The sequence below is a fragment of the Flavobacterium weaverense genome (assembly GCF_003688495.1).
Taxonomy (GTDB): Bacteria; Bacteroidota; Bacteroidia; order Flavobacteriales; family Flavobacteriaceae; genus Flavobacterium; species Flavobacterium weaverense.
Genome location: NZ_REFH01000007.1, coordinates 600,545 through 626,794, shown reverse-complemented (window position 1 = coordinate 626,794; position 26,250 = coordinate 600,545). Strand labels below are relative to the sequence as shown.

Below are 26,250 nucleotides of genomic sequence, written 5' to 3'. Positions count from 1 at the left end.
TTCATAGTGACGGGCAGGCTTAAGCCAAATAAGAAACGTCGTACGGGAATTTATAAAATATCTCGTGCTTTTTTCTGCCGCAAGTTAGGATATTTTTTACATAAATAAAATAAATATTTCAAATCATTTGAAAATCAATGCCTTACATTCTTTACTGAATTAATTATCTAAAAATATAAAAAAAATGAATATTCGAGTTTTATGAAGAAAAGTATCAATTGTACAGTAATGGAATTAGGGAGAAATCATCGAATTCAAACATATTTTATTTTAAAACACTTTCAATAGACAGCAATTCCTCTTGCGAAAATTGCAATGTTTTTGTACTATCAATATTGTTTTTTAGTTGCTCGACTGAACTTGCACCAATCAACACTGACGAAATTCGACTATCTTTTAGCAACCACGCTAACGACATTTGTGCTAATGACTGATTTCGATTCTTTGCTATCTCATTTAACGATCTAATTTTTTCAATTTTTCCCTCTGAAACTTCCTCTAATTTTAAATGACCATTAGGATTCGAAGCTCGTGAATTTTCAGGCACTCCCTTAAGATATTTATCGGTTAACAGTCCTTGCGCTAAAGGTGAAAAAGCAATGCATCCTACTCCTTTTTCTTCAAGAACATCAAGCAATCCATTTTCAGGTTCTCTAACAAACATTGAGTATTTGACCTGATGAATTAAACATGGTGTTCCTAGTCTTTTTAGAATTGCGGTTGCTTCAGCTGTTTGCTTTGGATCATAATTAGAAATTCCAGCATATAAAGCTTTCCCACTTCGCACTGCATAATCTAAAGCCATCATTGTCTCTTCCAAAGGTGTTTCAGGATCAAAACGATGAGAATAAAATATATCAACATAATCTACATTCATTCGCTTTAAACTTTGGTCTAAACTAGACAATAAATATTTTCGCGATCCCCAGTCACCGTAAGGACCGTCCCACATGGTGTAACCGGCTTTTGTAGAAATAACAATTTGATCTCTTAAATTTCCCTGAAAATTATTTTTTAAAATTTTTCCAAAGTTAGTCTCTGCTGAACCAGGAATGGGACCATAATTGTTAGCTAAATCAAAGTGAGTAATCCCTTTATCAAAGGCAGCTTTGACGATACTTTCTCCATTTTCAAAATTATCAACCGACCCGAAATTATGCCATAATCCTAAAGAAATTTGCGGTAATAATAAGCCGCTTTTCCCACATCTATTGTATTTCATTGTATTTATTTTTAAAACTCAGTTGTTGATATTCCAAAGTTAAGACAACAATTTTATTTTTTACTTTATTTTAAATTTATTAATTAAAAACATAAAAAAAACCAGCCCTATAAGCTGGTTTTGATACTTTATAATATATACTCCTTATAATGGAATATTTCCATGTTTGCGATTTGGAGTAACGCTCACTTTATTTTCAAGCATACTAAAAGCTTTTAGAAGTTTTGTTCGAGTATCTTGCGGTAAGATAACCTCATCCACAAAACCGCGCTGAGCAGCTGTGTATGGATTTGCAAATAAGTTAGCATACTCAGCCTCTTTTTCTAATAATTTAGCTTCTTGATCTGACGCTTCATTTATTTCCTTTTTAAAAATAATTTCAGAAGCGCCCTTAGCACCCATTACTGCAATTTCAGCAGTAGGCCACGCAAAGTTCATATCAGCACCAATATGTTTCGAATTCATCACGTCATAAGCTCCACCATATGCTTTACGAGTAATTACTGTAACTCTTGGAACAGTTGCTTCACTTAATGCATATAATAATTTTGCTCCATGGACAATGATTCCATTCCATTCTTGATCTGTCCCCGGTAAAAATCCTGGTACATCAACTAAAACTAATAACGGAATATTGAATGCGTCGCAAAAGCGAGTAAATCGAGCTGCTTTTTTCGAACTATTCACATCTAAGCAACCTGCTAAAACCATAGGTTGATTTGCGATAATACCAATGCTTCTTCCTCCCAGTCTTGCAAAACCAACTAAAATATTATCAGCATAATTTTTATGAATTTCGAAAAAACTATCTTCGTCTATAATACCACTAATAATAGCATGCATATCATACGGTTTATTTGGATTATCAGGTATTATATTTAGTAATTCTTCCCTAACTTCATTCTTTAACTCATAAGGAATATTAGCCGGAACTTCTTTATTACTTTGCGGCAAATAGCTTAATAATCTCTTTAAATCTTCTAAGCATTCTACATCGTTTGTTGAAGTATAATGTGCCACTCCCGACTTAGTTGAATGCGCGCTTGCTCCACCTAATTCTTCTGAAGTTACTGTTTCGTTAGTTACTGTTTTTACTACATTTGGTCCAGTCACAAACATATAACTCGTACCTTCTACCATCATTGTAAAGTCGGTCATTGCCGGCGAATAAACCGCTCCACCAGCACATGGTCCCATAATAGCCGAAATTTGTGGAATTACCCCTGATGCTTGCACATTTCTAAAGAAAATATCAGCATATCCACCTAAAGATCGAACGCCTTCTTGTATACGTGCTCCACCAGAATCATTCAGTCCTATCATAGGTGCTCCCATTTTGACTGCCATGTCCATTACTTTACAAATTTTTTCTGCGTGCGTCTCAGATAAAGAACCTCCAAAAACAGTAAAATCTTGTGCAAAAATGTAAACTAATCGTCCATTAATAGTTCCATATCCCGTAATAACACCGTCGCCATAATAAAGCTCCTTTTCCATACCAAAATCGGAAGTACGATGTGTAACTAAAAGTCCAATTTCTTCAAATGAACCTTCATCCATTATATACTCAACGCGCTCTCTTGCGGTTAATTTTTTATTGGAATGTTGTTTTTCAATACGTTTCTTACCACCACCTAAATGGGCTTCAGCAATTTTATTATTAAGTATGCTTATTTTATCTTCCATGCTGTATTTTTATTAACAATTAAGCCACCATTTAGTTACTTAAAAGTCTAAGAATTATTGATAAATCACTTCAAGTTTTAGAAAATCTAAAAATAAATTTATTATTTTTAGTTTGGTAAACGCACTATTTTTTGATCTTCAAAATAATGTTTCATCGCTATCAAAGCTGCTATTTCGGCCTCTTTATTCATTTGTGTTTTTAATACATCTGCGTTGTAATATTTTTTAACAAAGTGCGTATCAAAATTACCAGAACGGAATGCCTCATGTTCAAAAACAAATTTGCCAAAAGGTAAAGTTGTCTGCACGCCTTCTACATGATAATCAGAAATTGCTTTGATCATCAATTGAATCGCCTCTTCACGCGTTTCACCGTAAGTAATTAGCTTTGCTAACATCGGATCATAATAAATAGGGATGTCCATTCCTTGTTCAAAACCATTATCTACACGAATGTTTTCACCAAAAGGTAATTGATACACCTCTAAATGACCTACGCTTGGTAGAAAGTCATTCATAGGATCCTCAGCATATACACGCAATTCAACAGCATGTCCCTTAATTTTCAAATCTTCTTGTTTGAATGCTAAAGCTTCTCCTCTGGCAACTCTTATTTGGAGTTCCACTAAGTCTGTTCCAGTAATCCATTCCGTTACCGGATGTTCAACTTGCAAACGAGTATTCATTTCGAGGAAATAGAAATTATTACTTTCATCTAATAAAAATTCGACAGTTCCAGCGCCAAGATAATCACACGCTTTAGCAACTAAAACCGCTGCTTCTCCCATCTTTTTTCTTAGTTCTGCAGTTAAAACTGAAGAGGGTGCTTCTTCAATCACTTTTTGGTGACGACGCTGAATACTACACTCTCTTTCAAATAAATATAGAATAGTTCCATGACTATCAGCCATCACTTGGATCTCGATATGCCTTGGTGACGCAACATACTTTTCGATAAAAACAGAACCATCCCCAAAAGCTGCGATGGCTTCACTTATTGCTCTATTCATCTGAGATTCAAAATCACTTTCAGATTCTACTACTCGCATTCCTTTTCCACCACCACCTGCAGAAGCTTTAATCAAAATAGGAAAACCAATTGCTTTTGCTGCCAGTTTCGCTTTTTCTATATCAGTAATTGCTTCATCAACACCTGGAACCATAGGAATGTTATATTCTTTTACGGCATCTTTAGCCGCTAATTTGCTTCCCATAACTCGGATAGCTTTAGATTTTGGACCAATGAATATGATGTTGTTTTTTTCACATTCTTCAGCAAAATCAGCATTTTCACTCAAGAAGCCATAACCAGGGTGAATAGCATCTACTCCTAAACTTTTTGCAACTTCTATAATTTTACTTCCTAGCAAATAGGATTCGCTTGAAGGCGCTTCTCCAATACAAACTGCTTCATCAGCAAACTTTACGTGAGGTGCATTTCTATCCACTGTGGAGTAAACTGCAACAGTTTTAATACCCATTTTTTGAGCAGTTTTCATCACTCTAATGGCAATTTCTCCTCGATTTGCAATTAATATTTTTTTCATTATTTTTAAATTTTTATTTTTTTGCCGCAAAGGCACCAATTCACTAAGTCATTTTTTATTTATTTTGTAACCGTTTGGCGAAAAGATGTAAAGCATAGATGCTTTACAAAAACCTTAGTGTCTTTGCGCCTTCGTCGCAACATTCTACTCAAATTCAATCAAAAGCTGTCCTTTGTCAACTGCATCTCCAATTTTTACTGAAATTGATTTAATAATTCCATCGCGAGGAGAAAGAAAACTGTTTTCCATTTTCATAGCTCCAAGAATAATTAGATTATCATTTTGTTTTACCTCTTGACCAACAATTACACTAATTTCTAAAATTAGTCCTGGCATAGGAGCTTTTATGAAATTTACTTGTTTTGTAAGACCTACTTCAAATCCCATTTCCTTAATTAAAAGATCTAATGGATTTGAGATCGCTACTGTATAAGTATTGTTATTTACTTTGACAGTATATTTTTTTTGATTGAAATCAGCAGATAGAATTTCTGCTTTGTAGGGTATATTTTCATGCAGTACGTGAAATTTATTATCTTCCACAGAAACCGAATCTAATAGTGAAACACTTTCCTTTTCAATATCAAAATGAAAAGCGTCATTGACATTTACTTTATAACCAATACTCATAAGTACATTTTTTATTGGCCGTAAAAATAAGGAAAGAAATCGTTTTCGTAATTTTAAATAACTAGTTTTATGCTAAAATGGTATAGTTTTATGTAAAAAAGTTATAAAACTAATAAACCATAGTCTCTTAAAGTCTTTATTGGTTTAGAATACCAGAATAATTCAAAATCCTCTAAAACACTTTCAAAATCAGCTTTAACTTCCTGAAATGTATACGTTTTTGCGTTAGACACCGCTAGTTTTTTCAGAATTTCGATTAGCCATTCTCCTTCCGCTTTATTAGTATGGATACTAAAACTTTCTTTTTTATCATGCAAAGTTAACGTTGCCATTTCCCATGAACTTCCTTTTTTTGTTTTTGTAAAAAAAGCTGTTGACGGATTTCCGCCCAACCAAACTATTTTTGCACTAGATTTTATATTAAAATCATTTTCTTCTTGCAAAGCGTCGAAAATAAAATCGTGAGGAATTCTTGTTTTCGGAATTTTAAAATCAAACCAATCTTGCAGTTCATAGTCAAAACAAATGCCGTGCATGAAATTAAATAAAGATTTTTTCAGTCCAAAACTAAATTTCTCATGATCAATTCCTGTAGAATCGACATAATTAATGTCATTATTAGCAAATGTTCCGATTGCTTCTGTTTCTTTTTTTACACCAAATTTCTCGGGATACATTCCAACAGGACTATGCGCTGTCATAGCAAATTGATGCCAAAAACCAGATTGTAAAACACCAACTTCAAACAATTGCCTAACCATTTCTAAACTATCAACTGATTCTTGGATGGTTTGCGTAGGATAGCCATACATTAAATAGGCGTGAACCATTACTCCTGCTTCAGTAAAATTTCTAGTAACTTTTGCAACTTGCTCTACCGTTACTCCTTTATCAATGAGTTTTAGTAATCGATCTGAAGCTACTTCGAGACCGCCAGAAACAGCAATACAACCTGATGCTTTTAGCAGCAAACATAAATCTTTACTAAAACTTTTCTCAAAACGAATATTAGTCCACCAAGTCACGGCTAAATTTCTTTTTAGGATTTCGAGTGCTAATGCTCGCATTAGTGCAGGTGGTGCAGCTTCATCGACATAGTGAAAACCATTTTGCCCAGTTTTCTCCATCAATTCTTCCATTCGATCGCACAATAAATTAGCGGCGACGGGCTCGTAAATTTTTATGTAATCCAAAGAAATATCGCAAAACGTGCATTTTCCCCAGTAACAGCCGTGAGCCATGGTCAATTTATTCCACCGTCCATCGCTCCACATTCTATGCATCGGATTGACAATTTCAATGACAGAAATATATTTATCTAAAAGTAAATCAGAATAATCTGGAGTTCCTACTTGTGATTGCTTATAATCTTGCCTCGTAGAATTATTTTTGTAAACTACCTTTCCACCTTCGAGGAGAAAAGTGCGCTTATATTTTTTTTCTAGTCCTTCGGTAGTTAATGCTGTAATCAATTCTTCAATTGGAACTTCGCCATCATCCAAAGTTATAAAGTCAAAAAACTCAAAAACACGAGCATCAGCTAATGAACGCAATTCCGTATTGGGAAATCCACCGCCCATAGAAATTTTAATATGAGGATGATTTTGCTTAATCCATTGTGCTGATCGAAATGCAGCGTATAGATTACCAGGAAATGGAACAGATATTAAAAACAATGTTGGTTGTACGCTTTCTATTCTTTCTTTCAAAATCGAAATTAGAATAGCATCTATATATGTTGTTTCTTGCTGTAAGGTTTTATATAATTCATCAAAAGAATTAGCGCTTCGACCCAAACGCTCCGCATAACGACTAAAACCAAAATTTTCATCAATACATTCAACTATAAAATCTGAGATATCTTCTAAGAATAAAGTCGCTAAGTGTTTTGCTTTATCTTGAGTTCCCATAGTACCAAAAGCCCAATCTAATTCTTCTAACTGTGCAAATCTTGATGCTTCCGGCAGGAAATCATCCTGACAAATTTGCAATGCTAATGTTGGATTTTTTCCTTGTAAAAATGCGATGACAGCATCGATCGTTTTAATGTATTCTGATTGTAATGCAAAAATCCTTTGTGAATTATCAGACACATCACTGTCCATTTTAGCATTCGAAAATAAATCACGCAATCCTTGTTTTGAAAACAATTTTAAAATTACTTCAATACCAAAATCCGCTTGTACTGAATCTACATTTATAGTATTTAAAAAACCTTTTATGTAAGCAGTAGCAGGATACGGAGTATTCAACTGTGTAAAAGGTGGCGTAATAATTAAAAGTTTGGTTTTCAAAAGTCCGATTGTTTTGTGCAAAAATAAGGGTTATTTATACAGTTTCAATCAAAAGATCTTTTAGAAATCTTTAAAATTGTCTTCTTTACATTGTAGAAATTTAATTAGCAATAATTATTTAAAATAATCAAAGAATTGCAGCAGTGCTTCAACATACATTAAGTTAATTTTTTTTTCGATTTGTATTTTTTTTCATAAGTGCAAGGAAACTAGATAGTATGCTACAATTCTTTAGTAATAAATATATTACGACTTATTTTGAAAAAAAAATAAAACGATGAATGGGATAGTCTTTTGAAAAATGATGAAACTAATAAAAAATACTTTTTCGGAAATAAATAATCGATGAATATTTTTAGAATAGAAAATGAATTTTTAACTCTTTAAAAATATCGCTTTGTAATCTAAGTTAGATTAAAAAAGAGATTTTTTATAAAATCAATTATAGTTGCATTACATGTTAATGATCTCTACAAAAAACTTGTAAGGCCTGTAAGAACACAAAATTTAAATAGGATTAATTAATAATTAATACAGATTACCACCATTAGGCTTAGTATTCACTATATTTTTTGATTTATTTTTTGTTATTCAATTTTTTAACCGTAAAATTACAAAAAATTAACACGAATTTAATAATACCACCATCCATACCCTATTTTGAAAATTAAAATTAAAAAAAGCACTCATAATAATGACTTAGCCCTTTGGAGTAATCTAAAATTGGGTGATGAGAAAGCATTTTCGCAACTTTTCGAAAAATACTATTCTGATTTAGTTCAGTATGGAAATTCATTTTCTCCTTTTACAGCTAAAGTACAGGATTGTGTTCAAGATGTTTTCACAGATATTTGGATTTATAGAGAAACATTGAATAATAATGTCATTGTGAAAGCATACTTATTAGCAAGTGTTAGAAAGAGAATTGCGCGACATCAAGAACGTGATCGAATTTTTCGTAAAAGTACAACTGTAGATGCTATTGAATTTTTATTTGATTTCTCAATAGAACATCAGCTTATTGCAGATGAAACTACCTCTTTTGCAGTTTCTAATTTGAATAAACTTTTAAATGATTTACCAGCAAGACAAAAGGAAGCACTATATCTTAGATATCATGAAGGTTTAGCAGTGGAGGAAATTGCAGAAACGCTTGAAGTCAATTATCAATCTGCAAATAACCTACTTTATCGTGCAATTTTAAATTTAAGAAAAGAATGGAAAGGTATAATTGTGCTATTATTGTCACTATTTACATCCATACTATAGTATTTTTTCACTTATTATAAAAATATTCATAATTAGGTGAGTATATAATTGTAAAACTGTCCTCTCTGTCTTTTTAATCCATACTGTATTGATGCATAAGCGTAACGATTTTACTGAAATAGAAGACTTTTTGTCCGATGAGTCATTCCGACTTTGGGCGAAATACCAAGTTGATCAGCAGCAGTGGGAAGAATGGACTTTAGAAGATCCAAAACGTGCTAAGTTAGTCGAAGAAGCTAGACTTTGGATTTTAGCGATGAAAGTGGAAAGGCCGATTTTGGACGAAAAATCGATTGAAAGCGCCTTAGACAAAACATGGGATAAAATAAATGAAGCAGAACGAGCAAGACCTCTATTTAGAAAACAGAAACAAAAAATCTGGCAATACAATTGGATTACAAGCGCTGCCGCAGCAGTCTTATTTGGAGCATTAATTTTTAGTTACTTTAATACTTCCCTATTTTCGAATGACAGCACACTTGTTTACCATGAGTTAATTCAAGAAAATGAAGAAGGACTAGTGGAGCAAACCAATAATTCGAACAAGCCACAAATTATAACATTGTCAGATGGTAGTTCAGTATTGCTTCTCCCAGATAGTAAATTAAGCTATCCTAAAGCATTTTTAGGAAATGAACGTAAGGTCTATTTAAGTGGTGAAGGATTTTTTGAAATTAGTAAAAACCGTAAAAAGCCTTTTTATGTTTACGCTAATGAAATCGTAACAAAAGTAGTGGGCACAAGTTTTAGAATAAGAGCTTACGAAAACCAACCGAATATTGAAGTTCTTGTTCATACGGGCCAGGTTAATATAAAATCAAACGAGTCTGTGGAAGATTCTAATACAAAAGAATATGTGTTACTGCCAAATCAAGCAGTTCGATTTACACGTAAAGATTTAACGTTTAATAAAATTAGTGACGCAGCTGCAGATAATACATTGTCAAAAACTAAAAATAATATTGAGGACATAAATTTCAGTTTTGCGGATACGCCAGTTTCTAAAATATTAGAACTAATCGAAAATGCTTATCTAGTAGAGATTGATTTCCCCAAAGACAAATTAAAGAACTGCTATTTAACAACTTCTTTAAATGACCAACCTTTGCCAGAGAAATTAAAAATCATCTGTAAAAGTCTTGGAAACAACACGACTTATGAAATGAATGGAAACCAAATAATTATAACATCTGAAGGATGCGACTAACCTAAAAGCCTATGTGAAATAAATACAAAAAGCGTCGAAAATGCTGTAACATTCCCGACGCCTAAAAAGAATCAAATTTTCCTCTGTAAAGGTCAATTTGCATGTTCAAAATACCCGTTAAATAGTACTAATAAAACAAACCAAAATTATGAAAAAAACTGTTGTCAAACAACGATTACTCTATCGAATCATGAAAATAACATTAATTCAATTTGTTCTTGCATTTGTGTTTTCCACCATCACGATGGCAAACAGTGTGAATGGACAGAGAAAACTAGACACTAAAGTTACGGTTAGCATTGCTAACATGACTTTAGAGAATGCCTTGTCAAAACTTGAAAAAACAGCCAATGTAAAATTCTCATACAATTCAAGAATTAGTCAACTTAATGAAAGGGTGACAATAAATGCTACAAGTGAATCTTTATCTACTGTTCTTAGCGAAATTTTAAAACCGTTAAACATTGGGTACAGCGAATTAAGCAACCAAATTATATTACAAAATAATACAGCGCAAACTTCTGAATTGAAAGGTTTTGAAGCTATTCCGACTTTAATTGAAAAATTAACTGTTGCTCCTATTGTTAGAGGTAGAGTAATTGATGAGTCAGGTATGCCACTTCCAGGAGCGACTATCTTAGCAAAAGGAACAAATAAAAGCGTAATAACTGACGCTGATGGAAACTTTTCAATTGACATGCCAGAAAATAGTACGAGGATCGTTGTTTCGTACATTGGAATGGAATCTCAAGAAGTATCAATCAAAACAACGGCTATGACTATTGTTTTAATTGATAAAGAACAAAGCTTAAAGGAAGTAGTTATTACAACAGGATACGAAAAAACATCTAAGAGAACTTTTACAGGAGCGATTAGTAAAATTTCTGGAAAAGAACTTTTTGTTGAAGGTGTTGTTGATATTAGTAGAATGATTGAAGGAAAAGCAGCGGGTGTTACCGTTCAAAACGTTACGGGAACTTTTGGTACTGCTCCAAAAATTACTGTTCGTGGATCTTCTTCTATCTTTGGAGATACAAAACCATTATGGGTAATTGACGGAATCGTTCAAGAAGATATTGTTAATCTTTCTTTTGCTGATTTAGCTTCTGGAAACTCAGAGACTTTATTAAGTTCTTCTGTTGCCGGTTTAAACGCAAGTGATATCTTAAGTATTGAAGTACTTAAAGATGCATCTGCAACTTCTATTTACGGATCAAGATCTTTAAATGGTGTTGTAGTTGTAACTACAAAACAAGGTAGAAGAGAATCTCCTTTAACTGTTAGTTATTCATTAGACCAAACCGCTAGAACTGTACCTAGTTACAATCAGTATGACATCTTGAATTCTCAAGAGACGATGAGTATATTGAAAGAAATGGAATCTAAAGGTTTTCTAGATTTACCATCAACTTCACAAGGACGTTACGGTGGAGTTTTCAATATCTTAGCTAACGCTATCAACAAATACGATGAAACAAGCGGAACTTACGGTGTAAAAAATGACGAGCCAAGTAGAAATACATTTTTGAGAAAATATGAGTTAGCAAACACTGATTGGTTCAAAGTTCTATTTAGACCTTCTATAACTCAAAATCACTCGTTAAGTTTTTCTGGTGGTGGAAAAAACAATGCGTTTTTTGCTTCACTTGGATACTATACCGATCCAGGATGGACTGTTGCTGATGGTGTGAACCAATTAACAACAAACCTTAAAAATACTTTTTTCGTTAATGATAAATTAAGTTTAACATTATCTACACAAGCATCTGTAAGAGACCAGTCAGCTCCAGGAAGTTATGACAGTCTAAGAGATGGTGTAAGTGGAAGTACTACAAGAGATTTTGACATCAATCCATTCAACTATGTCTTAAATACAAATAGAACATTGCGTGCATATGATGACAATGGAGATTTTGAGTACTACAGAAATAACTGGGCTCCATTAAACATTGTACAAGAATTGAAAAACAACTACATGGAAATTAAAGTAAAGGATATTCGTTTTCAAGCGGATTTAGCTTACAAAATTAATCCAAAGTTAACTTACAACTTCACTGCTAATGCGCGTTACGCAAATACTACAAGAGAGCACAATATTCTTGAAAATTCAAACATTGTAGGTGCATACAATGCTCAAGAGACTACAATTGTAAGAGATCAAAATATATTTTTATACCAAGATCCTAATAATTTAACTGCGCCTAAGGTTTCTGTATTGCCAAATGGTGGAATATTAAGATCATTTACAAATGACTTAACTTCTTACAATATCAGAAACAGTTTTAATTACAGAAATGTATTTAATGAAGTTCATGAATTAGAAGCTTTATTTGGTCAAGAATTACGTTCTGTTGATAGAAGCAGTTCTAACTTTACGGCTTATGGATTGCAATATGACAGAGGTTTAACAGCCTTTACAGATCCTAGAATTTTAGAGAAATTAATCAATGGTGGAGAATCTTACTATGCTTTCAATGAAGAAAGAGAAAGAACAGTTGGTTTCTTTGGTAAAGTAGGTTACACTTACGATCGTCGTTATACTGGATCAGTTACTGGACGTTATGATGGATCTAATAGACAAGGAAACAGTAACTCTTCAAGATGGTTGCCTACTTACACTTTTAGTGGAAAATGGAATATCATGGAAGAAGATTTTATGAAAGATGCTAAAACAGTTAATACTTTAGCTTTAAGAGGTTCTTATGGTCTTACGGCAACAGCTGGACCAGCTACAAACTCATTAGCAATTTACAAAAGTTTCATCACAGATCGTCTTAACCTAGGTGATAGAGAAACTGGTCTAAACATAGATGAGCTTCAAAATGGAGATTTAACTTGGGAAAAACAATTTGAAACAAACATTGGTTTAGATTTAGGTTTATTCAACAACAGATTACAATTTACAACAGACGTTTATAGCCGTAAAGCTTTTGATTTAGTTGATTTTGTAACTACTTCTGGAATTGGTGGACAGAAATTAAAGCAAGGAAATAATGCGGATATGGAGACTAAAGGTATTGAGTTTTCTATAAACACAAGAAACCTTAATGATACTAGATTGAAATGGTCTACTAGTTTCAACTTCTCAGTTTACGACCAAAAGATTACTAAGCTTCAAAATAATCCAAGAGTTTTAGGATTGATTGATGGTACTGGAGGAAATACTGTAGGACATCCTAGAAATGCTTTATATTCTTACCAATTTACAGGTTTGAACACACAAGGTTTACCAACTTTTATTCAAGCAGATGGACAAGCAGATAATGTGGCTGGAGCTAACTTCCAAGACATTGAAAACATCACTAAATACTTGAAATACGAAGGATCTATCGAGCCTAATAAATCAGCAGGTTTGTCTAATACATTTACTTATGACAACTGGTCATTAAACGTATTTATTGTAGCTGCAGGTGGAAATAAAGTTCGTTTGAACCCTATCTATTCTGATTCTTATGATGACTTAACAGTATTCACTAAAGAGTTTACAAACAGATGGGTAAATGCAGGTGACGAGTTGGTTACAAACATTCCAGTAATTGCTGATCAAAGATTAATTGCAAATTACGCAGCTCAAGGTAAAGATTTGACAAGAGCTTACAATGCATACAACTACTCTGATGAAAGAGTTGCTGACGGAGCATTTGTAAGATTGAAAAATGTATCATTAAGCTACGAATTTCCAAAAGATTTAAAGAAAAGATTAAGTCTTACAACGATGTCAATGAAAGCATCTTCTGCAAATCCTCTATTGATTTATTCTGATAAAAAATTGAATGGTCAAGATCCAGAATTTTACAGAACAGGTGGAGTATCACAACCAATAACTAGTCAATACACATTTTCATTAAACGTATCATTTTAATTAAAAAAAATATGAAAAAATTAAGATTAACCCTATCGTTACTTGTTCTTATAGGGATCACCACTAGTTGTGATGACTTCCTATCTGAAGTACCTGATAATAGAACCCAACTTGATACTCCACAAAAGATATCTGAAATATTAGTAAATGCATATCCTCAGGCTAGCTACATGGATTTTGCTGAAACTATGTCAGACAATGCTTTTGATAGTGAGAACTTAACTGGTACTACTATAAAAAATAGCCAAAATTATAACTGGGAAGAGCTTGATGATGTACAAAGAGACACACCATCATTTTACTGGGACGCTTGCTATAGTGCAATTGCGCACGCTAATCAAGCGATTGAGGCTATTGATAAATTAGGTAATCCAGCAAACTTAAACGCACAAAGAGGTGAAGCTTTAATGGCTAGAGCATACTCACACTTTATGCTTGTAAGCATCTTTTCTCAAAGGTACAACCCTGCAACTGCAAAAACAGATTTGGGAATTCCTTATATATTACAGCCTGAAACTGTATTATTAAAAAAATATACGCGTAATACTGTTGAAGAAGTTTTTGATAATCTTGAAAAAGATATCGAGCTTGGATTACAGTTTGTAGGTGATGATTACGACCAACCAAAGTTTCACTTTAACAAAGCAGCTGCTAAAGCATTTGCAAGCCGTTTCTATCTTGTTAAAGGAGATTGGGATAAGGTTTTAGCGAATTCTGATAACTTAAGCAGCCAACCTGACGGTAAACTAAGAAGCATTATTGGTTATAACTTACTTGATACAACAACACGTTTTAATATTTATTCTCAAGCTTCTGAAAACTCAAATTTATTAGTAGTTTCAACTTCTTCATTATACAACAGAACAATTAGAAGTAATCGTTTTGGATTAACAGGTGCAGAAAGAAACACAGTATTTGGAACAGCGACTAATTTATTTAACAAAGCTTGGTTGTATTCTAGTTTTTCTAGTAATGGATCAATAACAATATTTTTACCAAAATTTGTTGAATATTTTAAATATACTAATGCGAATGCAGGTATTGGTCTTCCTTATGTAACAAACGTTTTACTTAGTAATGAGGAACTGTTTTTAAACAAAATCGAAGCTCATATTATGAAAAATGAGTTAAGCACTGCTAATGCTGAAATGGAATATTTCCTATCTACGCGTACTACAGGTTTTTCTCCAACAGCAGACAAGGTTACAGAAGCAAGAGTAGTTGCTAAATATCCTGTTGTTGCAGATGAGTTTACTCCATTCTACAGCTTAACACCAGTTCAAGCATCGTACATTAAAGCGGTTGCGGAATTAAGAAGAATTGAGTTTATACATGAAGGACTTAGATGGTTTGATATCAAACGTTTTAATTTAAAAGTTACTCACAAGATTTATAACAAACCAAATAATGTATTAGTGAAGGATGATTTGCGTAGAGCAATCCAAATACCTTTATATGTAACTAATACAGGAGTTGAAAAAAATCCACGTTAATAAAATATAAATATGAAAATATTAAATAAATACAAAAAATTAGCACTGCTATCAGCAGTAGTACTTTTAGGTTCTTGCACAGGAGACGAGCCATTAAAAGAAAGTCAATTAGATTTAACTGTTAAACCTAAAACAGAATTAGACAATTGGATAGATACAAATTATTTACTTCCGTACAATATAAATGTACAGTATAAATGGAATCCAAATGCGGTAGATAACAATAGATTTTTGTATCCACCGATACAATCTAAAGTACAACCAGTTTTAGAAATTGTACAGAAGATTTGGTTAAAAAGTTACGCTGACGTTGCTGGACCAAATTTTGTAAAGAACATAGCTCCTAGAGAATTTGTACTGGTAGGAGGTGTAAATCTAAACACAACAGGAACGATCACATTGGGTTTAGCTGAAGGTGGAAAAAGAATAACTTTCTTTGAAACTGACAATGTAGATAAAAGAAATCGTTCTAATATTAAGCGTTTTTTGAGGACTATTCAGCACGAGTACATCCACATTTTAAATCAAACAAAACCGTTTGACGAAAAATCAATGGCTACAATTACTCCAACGGGTTACTCATCTGCATGGTATAACACAACAGATGCCGTTGCGCTTGAAGAAGGTTTTTTAACGGCTTACGCTAAATCTAACATTAATGAAGATTTTGCAGAAACGGCAGCAACTATACTTGTGAACTCTAAAGCAGAATATGCTTCTATATTAGGAACAGTTGTAAGTCCAGTTGCACTTGCAAGTATAAAAAGTAAGGAGGCAATTGTAGTTAAATATTACAAGGATGCTTTTAACATCGACTTATACAAACTAAGAGATGCAGCTGAAAATAATACTAATGATGTTATTAACAATTAATAGTTTCCAACAGGAGCTTTGTTTTTAAAGCTCCTTAAAAAAATCTCATTTATCATAACATAAATTAAAAACACATGAAAATAAAACAAATTATTAATTATCTTTTGGTCGCACTTTTAGCGATCCAATTGGTTTCTTGTGATAACAAAGAAGCTATAGATTCGCCATTTAGTGGCACTCCTACTGAGCGATTAAACGCTAAGGAGAAAGAATTGAACGACTTATTAATGTCGTCAGAATTAGGTTGGAAAGCAGTTTATTTTACTGACAACACACAACTTGGAGGATTCACGCATCTTTTTAAATTTAAAGATGGGAAAGTTGATATGGCTTCTGATTTTAACAACGATACTTCTATTCAATCAAGTGAATATGATATTATTTTAGGAAGTACTGTAAGTTTAGTGTTTACAACAAAAAATAGAATCCATTTACTATCAGACTCTAATAGCTTTCCGATTGCTTCTTTACGAGGTAAAGGATATTTAGGTGATTTCCAATTTCTTTACTACGGACAAGAAAATGGCGAAATCATTTTTAGAACTAGCCGTAGCTTTCAAGAAGTTCGTTTTGTAAAAGCAAAAGCTACAGATTGGACAGATTTAGCTCAAAGTAGATTAATGGTTCCTAATGTTGCGGGAGCGACAACTCGTCCTTTATTTAGACTTTTAGAGATAAATGATGGAACTAAAGTTAGTCAGTTTGACTTTAATTTTACTAGCGCATCACGTTTTGCAACATCAAACTCAATAGAAACTGGTTCAAGTGTAACAAACAATATTGGTATTGCTTATACTCCTACTGGTATTATTGTAAGCCCTGCTGTAAAAGTGGGAAGCCAATCACTTTCTGCATTTACTTATGACGCAGCAACAGGTAACTTTAATGCAACAGGAACTGCAGGAGTATCTGCATCGATAAAATATTCAACTAAGCCTCTAGTTCTTACTGATGATTTTAAAGGTGTAGTGAATGGTCCAAGATTAACTTATGCTTATATTAATGGAGATCTAAAAGGAGCACAAACTAACTCGCTACTTTTTAATAATTTAGTAGCTGCTGCAAAAGCAACACTTTTACCAACTCAAGACTTTAATAGGATTTCATTAATTTTCAATGATCCTGTTAATGGTACTTTCATTCAGTATTCATTTACTGGAGGAAAAGGAGCGATCAATCACTATTTAATTGCTAAAGAAGATCCAGTTAATAAAACAATCAAATTAACAGATGATGGATGGTCCATGGCAACACCGCCAGCATTCCTTGCCGATATTGACAAGCAAATCCTAGATCCTGCAGGACTTTATCTAAAGAAAGAGAAATTCACAATTAGATATAGTAATACAATCTACACATTCACAAGTGCATCAAGTAATTTCAGAATGACTACTTACGCACTATAACTATTAAATTTGTTTTACTTAGTTGGAGAAGGTTGCCCGTTAAAAGGCAACCTTTTTTATGTTTAATAATTACTAATCTAAAAGAACAAGCTTAAATTTCTACAAGGGAAAAACTATAAATCAGCGCTAAGTTTATAGCTAATAAACGAATTACACATTTCACAAAGGTTTCTTAAACTAAAAATAATAACTTAAGATTTGTTATTTTAGCATCAAATAATATTTACTATGCCAACGGACTGTATCACCTATCAAAATTCAGGATATTTCTCTTCCTTGATGAATGATTACTTAGATCAAAAAAATAATTTACACACCTTATATAATCGATTTCCAACCCTGGAAAACTTCGAAGCGCAAATACTTGAAAAGCAGGATAACTTTAATAACGATTCTCGTAAAACATTAGTATCAGTATTAGAAGAGCAATATAAAAAGATTGAACTATCAGCGTTAACAAAACAAAATATTGAAAACTTAAGGAGTAAAAATACTTATACTGTTACGACAGGACATCAACTAAATTTATTTAGTGGTCCACTCTATTTTTTATACAAGATTATTTCGACGATAAATTTAATAAATCAGTTAAAATCAAAATATCCTTCTAACAAGTTCGTGCCTATTTATTGGATGGCAACTGAAGATCACGATTTTGAAGAAATTAATTACTTTAACTTCAAAGGAAAAAAATTTAGATGGAATAAAGAAAGTACTGGACCCGTTGGCCGCTTATCAACTGCAGGACTTGATGAATTTTTTGAGGTGTACCAACTAGAATTAGGTTCTAGTACAAATGCACAAGAAATCAAAAAAATGTTTAAAGATGCATATTTAAATCATAATAATTTAGCAGACGCAACTAGACATTTAGCCAATTCATTATTTGGAAGCTATGGCCTAGTAATTATCGATGCCGATAATGCTGATTTAAAACGATCTTTTATTCCGTATGCAAAGCACGAACTACTAAAACAATCTTCCCATAAATTAGTATTGGAAACCGCTGAAAAGCTAAAAGAATATTTTGTTCAGGTTAATCCAAGAGAAATCAACTTGTTTTTTATCGAAGATAAAATGCGTGAACGTATTCTATTTGAAGAGGGAAAATATAAAATAAATAATACTAAAAATGAATTTACAGAAAATGAAATTTTAGAATTATTAGATAGCCATCCTGAAAAATTTAGTCCAAATGTTATCATGAGACCACTTTATCAAGAAGTACTTTTACCTAATTTATGTTACATTGGTGGAGGTGGGGAAATTGCTTATTGGCTGGAATTAAAATCATTTTTCGATGCAGCTAAAGTAACTTTCCCAATGCTATTAGTTAGAAACTCTGTACTACTTGCAACAGAGAAGCAAGTTAGAAAGGCAGATAAACTTGAATTGTCTTGGCATGACTTATTTTCTAAACAAGGGGATTTAATTAATAAAAAAACAAAACAACTCACTGAGTTTTCGATCGATTTAGACAATTTAAAAATCCAATTGAAAGATCAATTTAAAGATCTATATACAGTAGCTACTAAAACTGACGAGTCATTCATGGGCGCTGTTAAAGCTCAGGAAGCAAAACAGATTAAAGGATTAGAGAATCTAGAAAAGCGTTTACTACGAGCCCAGAAGAAAAAACTTAGCGATATTTTAGATAGAATAACCAATTTGCAGAATGATCTATTTCCTAATCAAAGCTTACAAGAACGTCAAGCAAATTTTTCCGAATTCTATTTAGAAAATGGAGAAAGTTTAATTCCAATGATTATCAAACAATTGAAACCGTTAGAAAATCAATTTGAAGTAATTACATTTTAAATATAATTGATTCACTTCAATAAAAACTTGTAAAATATTAAACAAAAAAGTTTACTTTTGCACAAAATATAAAAAACAAAATTAAAATGGCTACTAATAGAACTTTTACAATGATTAAGCCTGATGCTGTTGCAAACGGACACATCGGAAACATACTTGCAATGATTACTAATGCAGGTTTCAAAATCGTTTCTTTGAAATTAACTCAATTAACTATTGCTGATGCACAAGCTTTTTACGAAGTTCACGCTGCAAGACCTTTCTACGGAGAGTTAGTTGAATTTATGTCAAGAGGACCAATCGTTGCTGCTATTTTAGAAAAAGATAACGCAGTTGAAGACTTTAGAACTTTGATTGGTGCTACAAACCCTGCTGATGCTGCTGAAGGAACTATCCGTAAAGCTTATGCAACTTCTATTGGAGAAAATGCAGTTCACGGTTCTGATAGCGATGAAAATGCAGCTATTGAAGGTGCATTCCATTTTGCTGGAAGAGAGCAATTCTAAATTTTAGATTGTTGATTAACAATTTTTGAATTGAGATTTGAAAATCATTATATAAAAAATTCCCGTTTCCAAAAGAAACGGGAATTTTTTATATCTACCAAAATCTGAAATCAAAAATCTGCGTTCTAAAATCAAAAATCTCTATCTCAACACTACATCTTTCACAACATCTCTTCTTAACTCCTCATTTATCATGGCTACAATCTTAGATTTTCCATGACTCAGTTCCTCTCTTAAAACTGACGAAGTTAATTCCACATACAAAGTGCTTCCTTTTAAAACAACATTATTAGTATAACTATTAACTCCGTTACCCATTAAATTTCTCCAAGCATCTTTAACATCAATTTGATCCATTCCTGGCTGCAACTTATTCACTTGGATAATTTGTTTTAAAACATCTCCTATCGTACTTTGATTATTTAGTCGTTTTGCCATCCCCTAGTAAATTTATTGAAGTTGCTTTTTTATAATGATATTCTGTTTTTTCTTTATTTACCAACACTAATTCCTCTGCAGATAAAGTAATTACTTCCTCAGTCCATTTTGCGTAATCCGTTTGATAATCTAAAAAAACTTTATCATCAGCAAAACGTACTACAACATTTTCAAAAGTATCATTTACTAAAAAAGTACCGTCTAATTGAGGCATCACTTTTTTACGAATCCCTTTATTATCCTTAATTTCAAAGAAATCATAACTTTCATTGATCTTATAATCTTTATCGTCTCCTTTATCAAATGTAACTTTTTCAATTTCCCAATAACCATTTATTTTAGCGATATCGGTAGGGTTTATCTTTTGCTTACAGCAAATAAATAACACCGAAATAAATAAAATTGCAAATGTCTTTTTCATAAAATTAATGTTTTTTAATAGTAAGTTCTGTTTTTAAAATTCTAATTATTTGTCTTAAATTGTATACTCTTTCATTACTACATGGGATTAAGATTCAAATAAGAGAAAGTCTGATGGCAAGAAAGTAAAGTTATATTCTCACACTAACGACAAAGTTAAACTTAATAACTGTAAACAAAAAAACACATTTGAAATTTGTTCAAATGTGTTTTTCTTTCTTTATATATTTATACTTATTATTGTTTCCGAGATCTTTTAAATAAACCAAAAACAAAAAGTAATACTCCAATAACCATCAATAAATAATACAGATTAACATTCGTATCCTTATTTGAACTTGCTAACACAAAACAAATTACACTCCCAAAATAAAGGTACATCGTGGGTATATTTTTAAAAGAATCAAAATTCATAAATAAACCTATTTAAAGAATGAATCTACAAACTCATACTTATTAAAAACCTGCAAGTCTTCAATCCCCTCACCTACACCTATGTACCTTACTGGGATTTGAAATTGATCAGAGATACCGATAACGACACCACCTTTTGCAGTTCCATCCAATTTTGTAACTGCCAAACAAGTCACTTCAGTAGCTGCTGTAAATTGTTTCGCTTGTTCGAATGCGTTTTGGCCCGTTGAGCCATCTAAAACTAATAATACATCGTGAGGTGCATCACCAACTACTTTTTGCATTACACGCTTTACCTTCGTTAATTCATTCATTAAATTAACTTTGTTATGTAAACGTCCTGCAGTATCAATTATAACAATATCAGCATCTTGAGCTACGGCAGATTGCAACGTATCAAAAGCCACAGAAGCTGGGTCACTTCCCATATTCTGTCTTACTATTGGAACTCCTACTCTATCCGCCCAGATCTGCAATTGATCAATAGCTGCTGCTCTAAAAGTATCTGCTGCGCCGAGAACTACATTATAACCTGATTTTTTAAATTGATAAGCTAATTTTCCTATTGTAGTAGTTTTACCAACTCCATTTACACCCACAACCATTAAAACGTAAGGTTTAGTTTGTGTAGGAATTAAAAATTCAGTTGCTTCACCAGAGTTTGTTTCAGATAATAAGCTCGCTATTTCTTCTCTAAGGATTTGATTAAGTTCATCTATCCCTAAATATTTATCTTCAGCTACCCGACTTTCAATTCGAGTAATAATTTTTAAGGTTGTATTTACACCCACATCCGAAGCGACAAGGATTTCCTCTAGATTATCTAAAACATCATCATCAACTTTAGATTTACCAGCAATAGCCTTTGACAACTTTGAAAAGAAAGTTGTTTTAGATTTTTCTAAACCTTTGTCTAAAGTTTGCTTCGCTTCATCGGTAAAGCTCTGCTCCTTTTTTTCTGAAGAAAATATTCTTTTAAAAAAACTCATTGTGTAAATAGTATTAAGTATTTGATTCCAAAGAATAAATACGTTTTCTAAGTGTAAATATAGAAAATAAAAAAGCTACTTCCGAATGAAAGTAGCTTTTCTATATAGTGCTAATTGAATATTATTTCTTTTTCAAGAATTCATCAACTGATTCTGGAGACATAATAGATTCTACGAATGTATATGCACCTGTTTTAGGAGATTTCACCATTTTAATGGCTTTTGATAATCTCTTTGAAGCTGTTTGTAACGATGCTACGGTTTTCTTTGCCATGATTCAAATGTGTATTTAAAATTTTTATAAACTCTAAAAATGCTACCACTTTTAGACTTCGTTCAAATTTCTAATTATTATTTAATTTCTTTGTGAACTGTTACACGCTTCAATACTGGATTAAATTTCTTAATCTCCAATCTATCTGGTGTGTTTTTTTTGTTCTTAGTAGTGATGTATCTTGAAGTACCTGCAACACCCGAAGTCTTGTGCTCAGTACATTCTAAAATTACCTGGATTCTATTACCTTTCTTTGCCATCTTGCTCTTTTTTTTCTGTGGAAGTGATTATTTAATAAATCCTTCTGACTGCGCTTTTTTCAAAACTGCAGAAATTCCATTTTTATTAATTGTTTTTATCGTAGATGCTGCTACTCTAAGAGTAATCCATCTATCTTCTTCTGGAAGATAAAAACGTTTTTTAAGTAAGTTTACAGAAAACTTTCTTTTAGTTTTGTTCATTGCGTGAGAAACATTATTTCCCACCATAGCTCTTTTACCTGTAAGGTCACAAACTCTTGACATTATACTTATCTTTTATCGTTATTCAAAATCAGGGTGCAAAGAAAAGAAAAATAAACCTATTAACCAACAATATTATTGCACATTTTTTAAAATTTCTTTTTTCAACAGCTCTAAACTTTTGATTACAGCCCTATCTATCACTTTTTCACGTGGTTGGCCAAAATTAAATTCTTCGACAATAATATCCGTTGGCGTCGCCAGTGCGATGAAAACTGTCCCAAGTTCTGCATCAGAATCGCCTTTTAACGGTCCTGCATTTCCAGTTGTCGCAATCGCATAATCGCTATTCATCATCTTCTTAATACTCAAAGCCATTGCAGAAACAACTTCACTACTTACCACAGAAAATTCGTCAATTAAATCTTTAGAAATACCTAAAACATTAATTTTAGCCTCTGTCGCGTACGAAACTACTCCACCTTTAAAATATCGAGAAGATCCTGAAACAGCCGTTAAAACCTCCGCTATTTTTCCTCCTGTACAACTTTCTGCAGTTGCTAAGGATTTATTTTGCTTTGCTAAAATTTTACCAACAACTACTTCAATCGTATCATCCTCATCAAATCCAACGATGATATCATGAATAATAGCGTCAAGCGATTTAATTTTTTCTTCAAGAGTCGCATCAAGCAGCTCTTTATCTGTTCCGCGCGCTGATAGACGCAAACGAACTCGCCCTAAAGCAGGTAGATATGCTAACTTTATATAATCTGGGAGATTGTTTTCCCAATCCTCGATTCGCTCAGCAACCATGCTTTCTCCTTGACCATATGTTAAAATTGTTCTATGAATAATGTACGGTCTTTTATACTCCTGAACTACCTTTGGAACAATTTCATTTTCAACCAAATATTTCATTTCGAAAGGCACACCGGGAAGCGAAATAAATACTGTGTTTTCTTTTTTCATCCACATTCCTGGCGCAGTTCCCACTTTATTGTGAAGTACTGTACATTTTGATGGAACGAGCGCCTGATCTTTGTTCATTTGAGTGATTTTACGCTTGTAAAATCCTTCAATTATTTCAGTGACGTGTACTAATACTTTCTGATTTACGATTAGTTCATCTTCGAAGTAATCACAAAATGTTTTTTTAGTTACATCATCTTTTGTTGGCCCTAAACCACCTGTAATAATAACTAAATCAACTTCATTTTGAAGCCTTGCAAAAGTATCTAAAATATGGTTTTTGTCATCGCTAATAGATATCATTTCATTTATTTCAACGCCTATTTTATCCAGCGACTTTGCTATAAAACCAGAATTGGTATCAACAATTTGGCCTATTAAAATTTCGTCTCCAATGGTAACTATAGTTGCTTTCATTTTTTTTAATTCTTAGTTTTTTTTCGAAACTAATTTAATCAAAAAGAGAAATGCACTTCATAGCACATTTCTCTTTTTGCGTGAGCGATGATCCCGAAACTTCGGGAGAAAACCCCAAGCTTTTGGGTGTGGATTGCAATGAATAGAACGACCGATTGCAATGTCTCGATCGCTCGAGAGTTAAAAAATGGTCACGCCCAATCCCTATAAATCGAAATCTTTTTTAATTTCTTTGATGGCTTCTTTTACTTGTGTTTTAACACTTTTAAAAGTTTCTTTGATATCCTTCTTTTTTCCTTCTGACTTAGTCCAAGCTTCGATTTGTAGAATTTCTTCAAATGCGACGTTTAAACCCATCAAATCAAGCGTTGGTTTTATCTTGTGTGCATACGCATAGGCGTGTTTGTGATCTTTCTTTTTTATTCCTTCTTTGATTTGTAATAAATCTTCTGGAACTTCTGTTACAAACAAAGTTAGAATTTCATTTACAAATTCTGGATCATTGTCCGAAAGTGCGTACACTTTTGATAAGTTATAATTTATAGCCATTATTTCACTTGTATTCTAAATAGTTGTTGTCCTTCTAAAAATCCTTCTAAAACATCCTCTGATTTTACTGACGCAACTCCTTCTGGAGTTCCTGTAAAAATCACGTCACCAATTTTTAATGTAAAAAATTGAGAGACGTATGATATCAGTTCGTCAATTTTCCATAACATTAAACTTGAATCACCCATTTGAGCGGTTTCATTATTTTTCTTTAACTCAAAAGTAATATTTTCTAACGAACTAAACTGACTTTTAGGTAAAAACTCGCCTATAACTGCAGAGCCATCAAATGCTTTAGCTTTTTCCCAAGGCAATCCTTTTGCTTTTAATTTATCTTGTAAATCACGTGCTGTAAAATCGATTCCTACGCTAATTTCATCATAATATTTGTGAGCGAATTTTGGCTCTATGTACTTACCAACCTTACTAATCTTTACGATAATTTCGATTTCGTGATGCACATCCTCCGAAAATTCTGGAATTACAAAAGGATGTTGCTTTAATAAAATAGCCGAATCTGGCTTCATAAAAACAACTGGTTCCGTAGGCCTTTCGTTCTTTAATTCTTCAATATGGTTTGTGTAATTTCTACCAATACAGATTATTTTCATCCTGTTTTTATATTAAGATATTCCGCAGTTTTTATTTAGTGTTTAGTTTTCTAAGCTTGATCGCCGTTAAAACTTTTTTTGTGTACAATGGAAAATCAGCATTTTGAATCCAGCTAAAATAGCCTGGTTCCGTTTCCAATATCTTGTCTACTTTTACGCCTTTGTGTTTTCCAAAAGTAAAAATTTCCTCGTTGTCTTTATCAAAAGCTATCATTCCTGCAAAATCAGCAATTTTCTTTCTAGTGGTAAATTCAGACAATGATTTCATATCATTTTCTAATTCTGGATAACGATCAAGTTGTGCTTTTAAAATTTCATAAGTCGCCATTGTATCGGCTTCTGCAGAATGCGCATTTTCAAGTGATTTCCCACAGTAAAATTTAAGCGCAGCACTCAACGTGCGCTCTTCCATTTTATGAAAAACAGTTTGAACATCCACTGAAACTTTTCCTTTCATATCAAAATCAACTCCAGCGCGCAATAATTCTTCTGCTAACAAAGGAATATCAAATCGATCCGAATTAAAACCAGCTAAATCACTGTCTTTAATCATATTATGCACTTGGGCGGCTAATTCGTTAAAAGTAGGTTCATTTGCTACTTTTTCATCAGTGATACCGTGAACAGCTGTTGTCTGCGCAGGAATTGGAATCGTAGGATTCACTAACCACGTCTTACTTTCTTTATTTCCGTTTGGAAAAACTTTAAATATTGATATTTCTACAATTCTATCTTTCCCAATGTCAATTCCGGTCGTTTCAAGATCAAAAAAGCAAATTGGTTTACTCAGTTTAAGTTCCATTTTTAATTTTTGTATAATTACAAATATAGAAATTTGGGTTTAATTTCATTAAAAGTTTAACCTTTTAAGTTTGAAAGTTTGTAGAAAAAT

The 26,250-nt window shown here is 32.6% G+C and carries 23 protein-coding genes; 8 read left to right on the top strand and 15 right to left on the bottom strand.

The features are described from left to right. Window positions 1-265: 265 nt before the first annotated feature. The 5 genes from BC961_RS02785 to BC961_RS02765 form a co-directional block, all read right to left on the bottom strand. On the bottom strand, window positions 266-1,222 hold the full coding sequence (locus BC961_RS02785) for an aldo/keto reductase (protein ID WP_121924322.1): 957 nt from the start codon (window positions 1,220-1,222) through the stop codon (window positions 266-268). Between the two features lie 144 nt (window positions 1,223-1,366). Continuing rightward, entirely contained in the window at window positions 1,367-2,908 is a 1,542-nt protein-coding gene (locus BC961_RS02780) for an acyl-CoA carboxylase subunit beta (RefSeq protein ID WP_121924321.1), read from the bottom strand. 107 nt (window positions 2,909-3,015) lie between these two features. Then, window positions 3,016-4,455, bottom strand: coding sequence for an acetyl-CoA carboxylase biotin carboxylase subunit (gene accC, locus BC961_RS02775; protein WP_121924320.1), 1,440 nt, complete (start codon window positions 4,453-4,455; stop codon window positions 3,016-3,018). Between the two features lie 144 nt (window positions 4,456-4,599). Continuing rightward, window positions 4,600-5,085, bottom strand: coding sequence for a biotin/lipoyl-containing protein (locus BC961_RS02770; RefSeq protein WP_121924319.1), 486 nt, complete (start codon window positions 5,083-5,085; stop codon window positions 4,600-4,602). Window positions 5,086-5,186: 101 nt separating this feature from the next. Then, window positions 5,187-7,379: a B12-binding domain-containing radical SAM protein gene (locus tag BC961_RS02765; RefSeq protein ID WP_121924318.1), complete on the bottom strand. Its 2,193-nt coding sequence runs from the start codon at window positions 7,377-7,379 to the stop codon at window positions 5,187-5,189. A gap of 660 nt (window positions 7,380-8,039) precedes the next feature. Here BC961_RS02765 and BC961_RS02760 point away from each other — a divergent pair. The 8 genes from BC961_RS02760 (at window position 8,040) to BC961_RS02725 (ending at window position 19,813) form a co-directional block, all read left to right on the top strand. Next, window positions 8,040-8,648 (top strand): RNA polymerase sigma factor, encoded by a 609-nt coding sequence (locus tag BC961_RS02760; RefSeq protein ID WP_121924317.1) that lies wholly within the window; start codon window positions 8,040-8,042, stop codon window positions 8,646-8,648. Window positions 8,649-8,739: 91 nt separating this feature from the next. Further along, entirely contained in the window at window positions 8,740-9,855 is a 1,116-nt protein-coding gene (locus BC961_RS02755) for a FecR family protein (protein WP_121924316.1), read from the top strand. A 148-nt stretch (window positions 9,856-10,003) separates the two neighbouring features. Further along, on the top strand, window positions 10,004-13,717 hold the full coding sequence (locus BC961_RS02750; protein ID WP_121924315.1) for a SusC/RagA family TonB-linked outer membrane protein: 3,714 nt from the start codon (window positions 10,004-10,006) through the stop codon (window positions 13,715-13,717). A gap of 11 nt (window positions 13,718-13,728) precedes the next feature. Continuing rightward, window positions 13,729-15,210: a RagB/SusD family nutrient uptake outer membrane protein gene (locus BC961_RS02745; RefSeq protein WP_121924314.1), complete on the top strand. Its 1,482-nt coding sequence runs from the start codon at window positions 13,729-13,731 to the stop codon at window positions 15,208-15,210. Between the two features lie 12 nt (window positions 15,211-15,222). Next, window positions 15,223-16,083 (top strand): substrate import-associated zinc metallohydrolase lipoprotein, encoded by an 861-nt coding sequence (locus tag BC961_RS02740; RefSeq protein ID WP_121924313.1) that lies wholly within the window; start codon window positions 15,223-15,225, stop codon window positions 16,081-16,083. Between the two features lie 74 nt (window positions 16,084-16,157). Next, window positions 16,158-17,489, top strand: coding sequence for a DUF4302 domain-containing protein (locus BC961_RS02735; protein WP_121924312.1), 1,332 nt, complete (start codon window positions 16,158-16,160; stop codon window positions 17,487-17,489). Between the two features lie 228 nt (window positions 17,490-17,717). Then, window positions 17,718-19,307 (top strand): bacillithiol biosynthesis cysteine-adding enzyme BshC, encoded by a 1,590-nt coding sequence (bshC, locus tag BC961_RS02730; protein WP_121924311.1) that lies wholly within the window; start codon window positions 17,718-17,720, stop codon window positions 19,305-19,307. 86 nt (window positions 19,308-19,393) lie between these two features. After that, window positions 19,394-19,813 (top strand): nucleoside-diphosphate kinase, encoded by a 420-nt coding sequence (locus tag BC961_RS02725; protein ID WP_121924310.1) that lies wholly within the window; start codon window positions 19,394-19,396, stop codon window positions 19,811-19,813. A 141-nt stretch (window positions 19,814-19,954) separates the two neighbouring features. Here the strand turns inward: BC961_RS02725 and BC961_RS02720 are convergent, their stop codons facing one another. The 10 genes from BC961_RS02720 to BC961_RS02675 all read right to left on the bottom strand — a co-directional run bounded on the left by BC961_RS02720 (window position 19,955) and on the right by BC961_RS02675 (window position 26,160). Then, complete coding sequence (locus tag BC961_RS02720; RefSeq protein ID WP_072987101.1) at window positions 19,955-20,251, bottom strand: DUF721 domain-containing protein; 297 nt, start codon at window positions 20,249-20,251, stop codon at window positions 19,955-19,957. Then, window positions 20,232-20,672: a lipocalin family protein gene (locus BC961_RS02715; protein ID WP_121924309.1), complete on the bottom strand. Its 441-nt coding sequence runs from the start codon at window positions 20,670-20,672 to the stop codon at window positions 20,232-20,234. Before BC961_RS02715 ends, BC961_RS02720 begins: the two co-directional genes overlap by 20 nt. Window positions 20,673-21,093: 421 nt before the next feature. Continuing rightward, window positions 21,094-22,074, bottom strand: a complete 981-nt coding sequence (ftsY, locus tag BC961_RS02710; RefSeq protein ID WP_121924308.1) for a signal recognition particle-docking protein FtsY — start codon at window positions 22,072-22,074, stop codon at window positions 21,094-21,096. Window positions 22,075-22,195: 121 nt separating this feature from the next. Next, window positions 22,196-22,348 (bottom strand): DUF4295 domain-containing protein, encoded by a 153-nt coding sequence (locus BC961_RS02705; protein WP_121924307.1) that lies wholly within the window; start codon window positions 22,346-22,348, stop codon window positions 22,196-22,198. A gap of 77 nt (window positions 22,349-22,425) precedes the next feature. Continuing rightward, window positions 22,426-22,608 carry a 50S ribosomal protein L33 gene (gene rpmG / locus BC961_RS02700; RefSeq protein WP_016988713.1) on the bottom strand — a complete coding sequence of 61 codons (183 nt, stop codon included), beginning with the start codon at window positions 22,606-22,608 and terminating at the stop codon, window positions 22,426-22,428. A gap of 27 nt (window positions 22,609-22,635) precedes the next feature. Then, complete coding sequence (rpmB, locus tag BC961_RS02695; protein WP_121924306.1) at window positions 22,636-22,872, bottom strand: 50S ribosomal protein L28; 237 nt, start codon at window positions 22,870-22,872, stop codon at window positions 22,636-22,638. Window positions 22,873-22,944: 72 nt separating this feature from the next. Next, window positions 22,945-24,198: a CinA family nicotinamide mononucleotide deamidase-related protein gene (locus BC961_RS02690; protein WP_121924305.1), complete on the bottom strand. Its 1,254-nt coding sequence runs from the start codon at window positions 24,196-24,198 to the stop codon at window positions 22,945-22,947. A gap of 204 nt (window positions 24,199-24,402) precedes the next feature. Beyond that, on the bottom strand, window positions 24,403-24,747 hold the full coding sequence (locus tag BC961_RS02685) for an Hpt domain-containing protein (RefSeq protein WP_121924304.1): 345 nt from the start codon (window positions 24,745-24,747) through the stop codon (window positions 24,403-24,405). After that, window positions 24,747-25,358: a fumarylacetoacetate hydrolase family protein gene (locus BC961_RS02680; protein ID WP_121924303.1), complete on the bottom strand. Its 612-nt coding sequence runs from the start codon at window positions 25,356-25,358 to the stop codon at window positions 24,747-24,749. Before BC961_RS02680 ends, BC961_RS02685 begins: the two co-directional genes overlap by 1 nt. 31 nt (window positions 25,359-25,389) lie before the next feature. Then, a complete protein-coding gene (locus BC961_RS02675; protein WP_121924302.1) occupies window positions 25,390-26,160 on the bottom strand; it encodes a 3'-5' exonuclease in 771 nt (256 codons plus the stop codon). Window positions 26,161-26,250 lie beyond the last annotated feature (90 nt).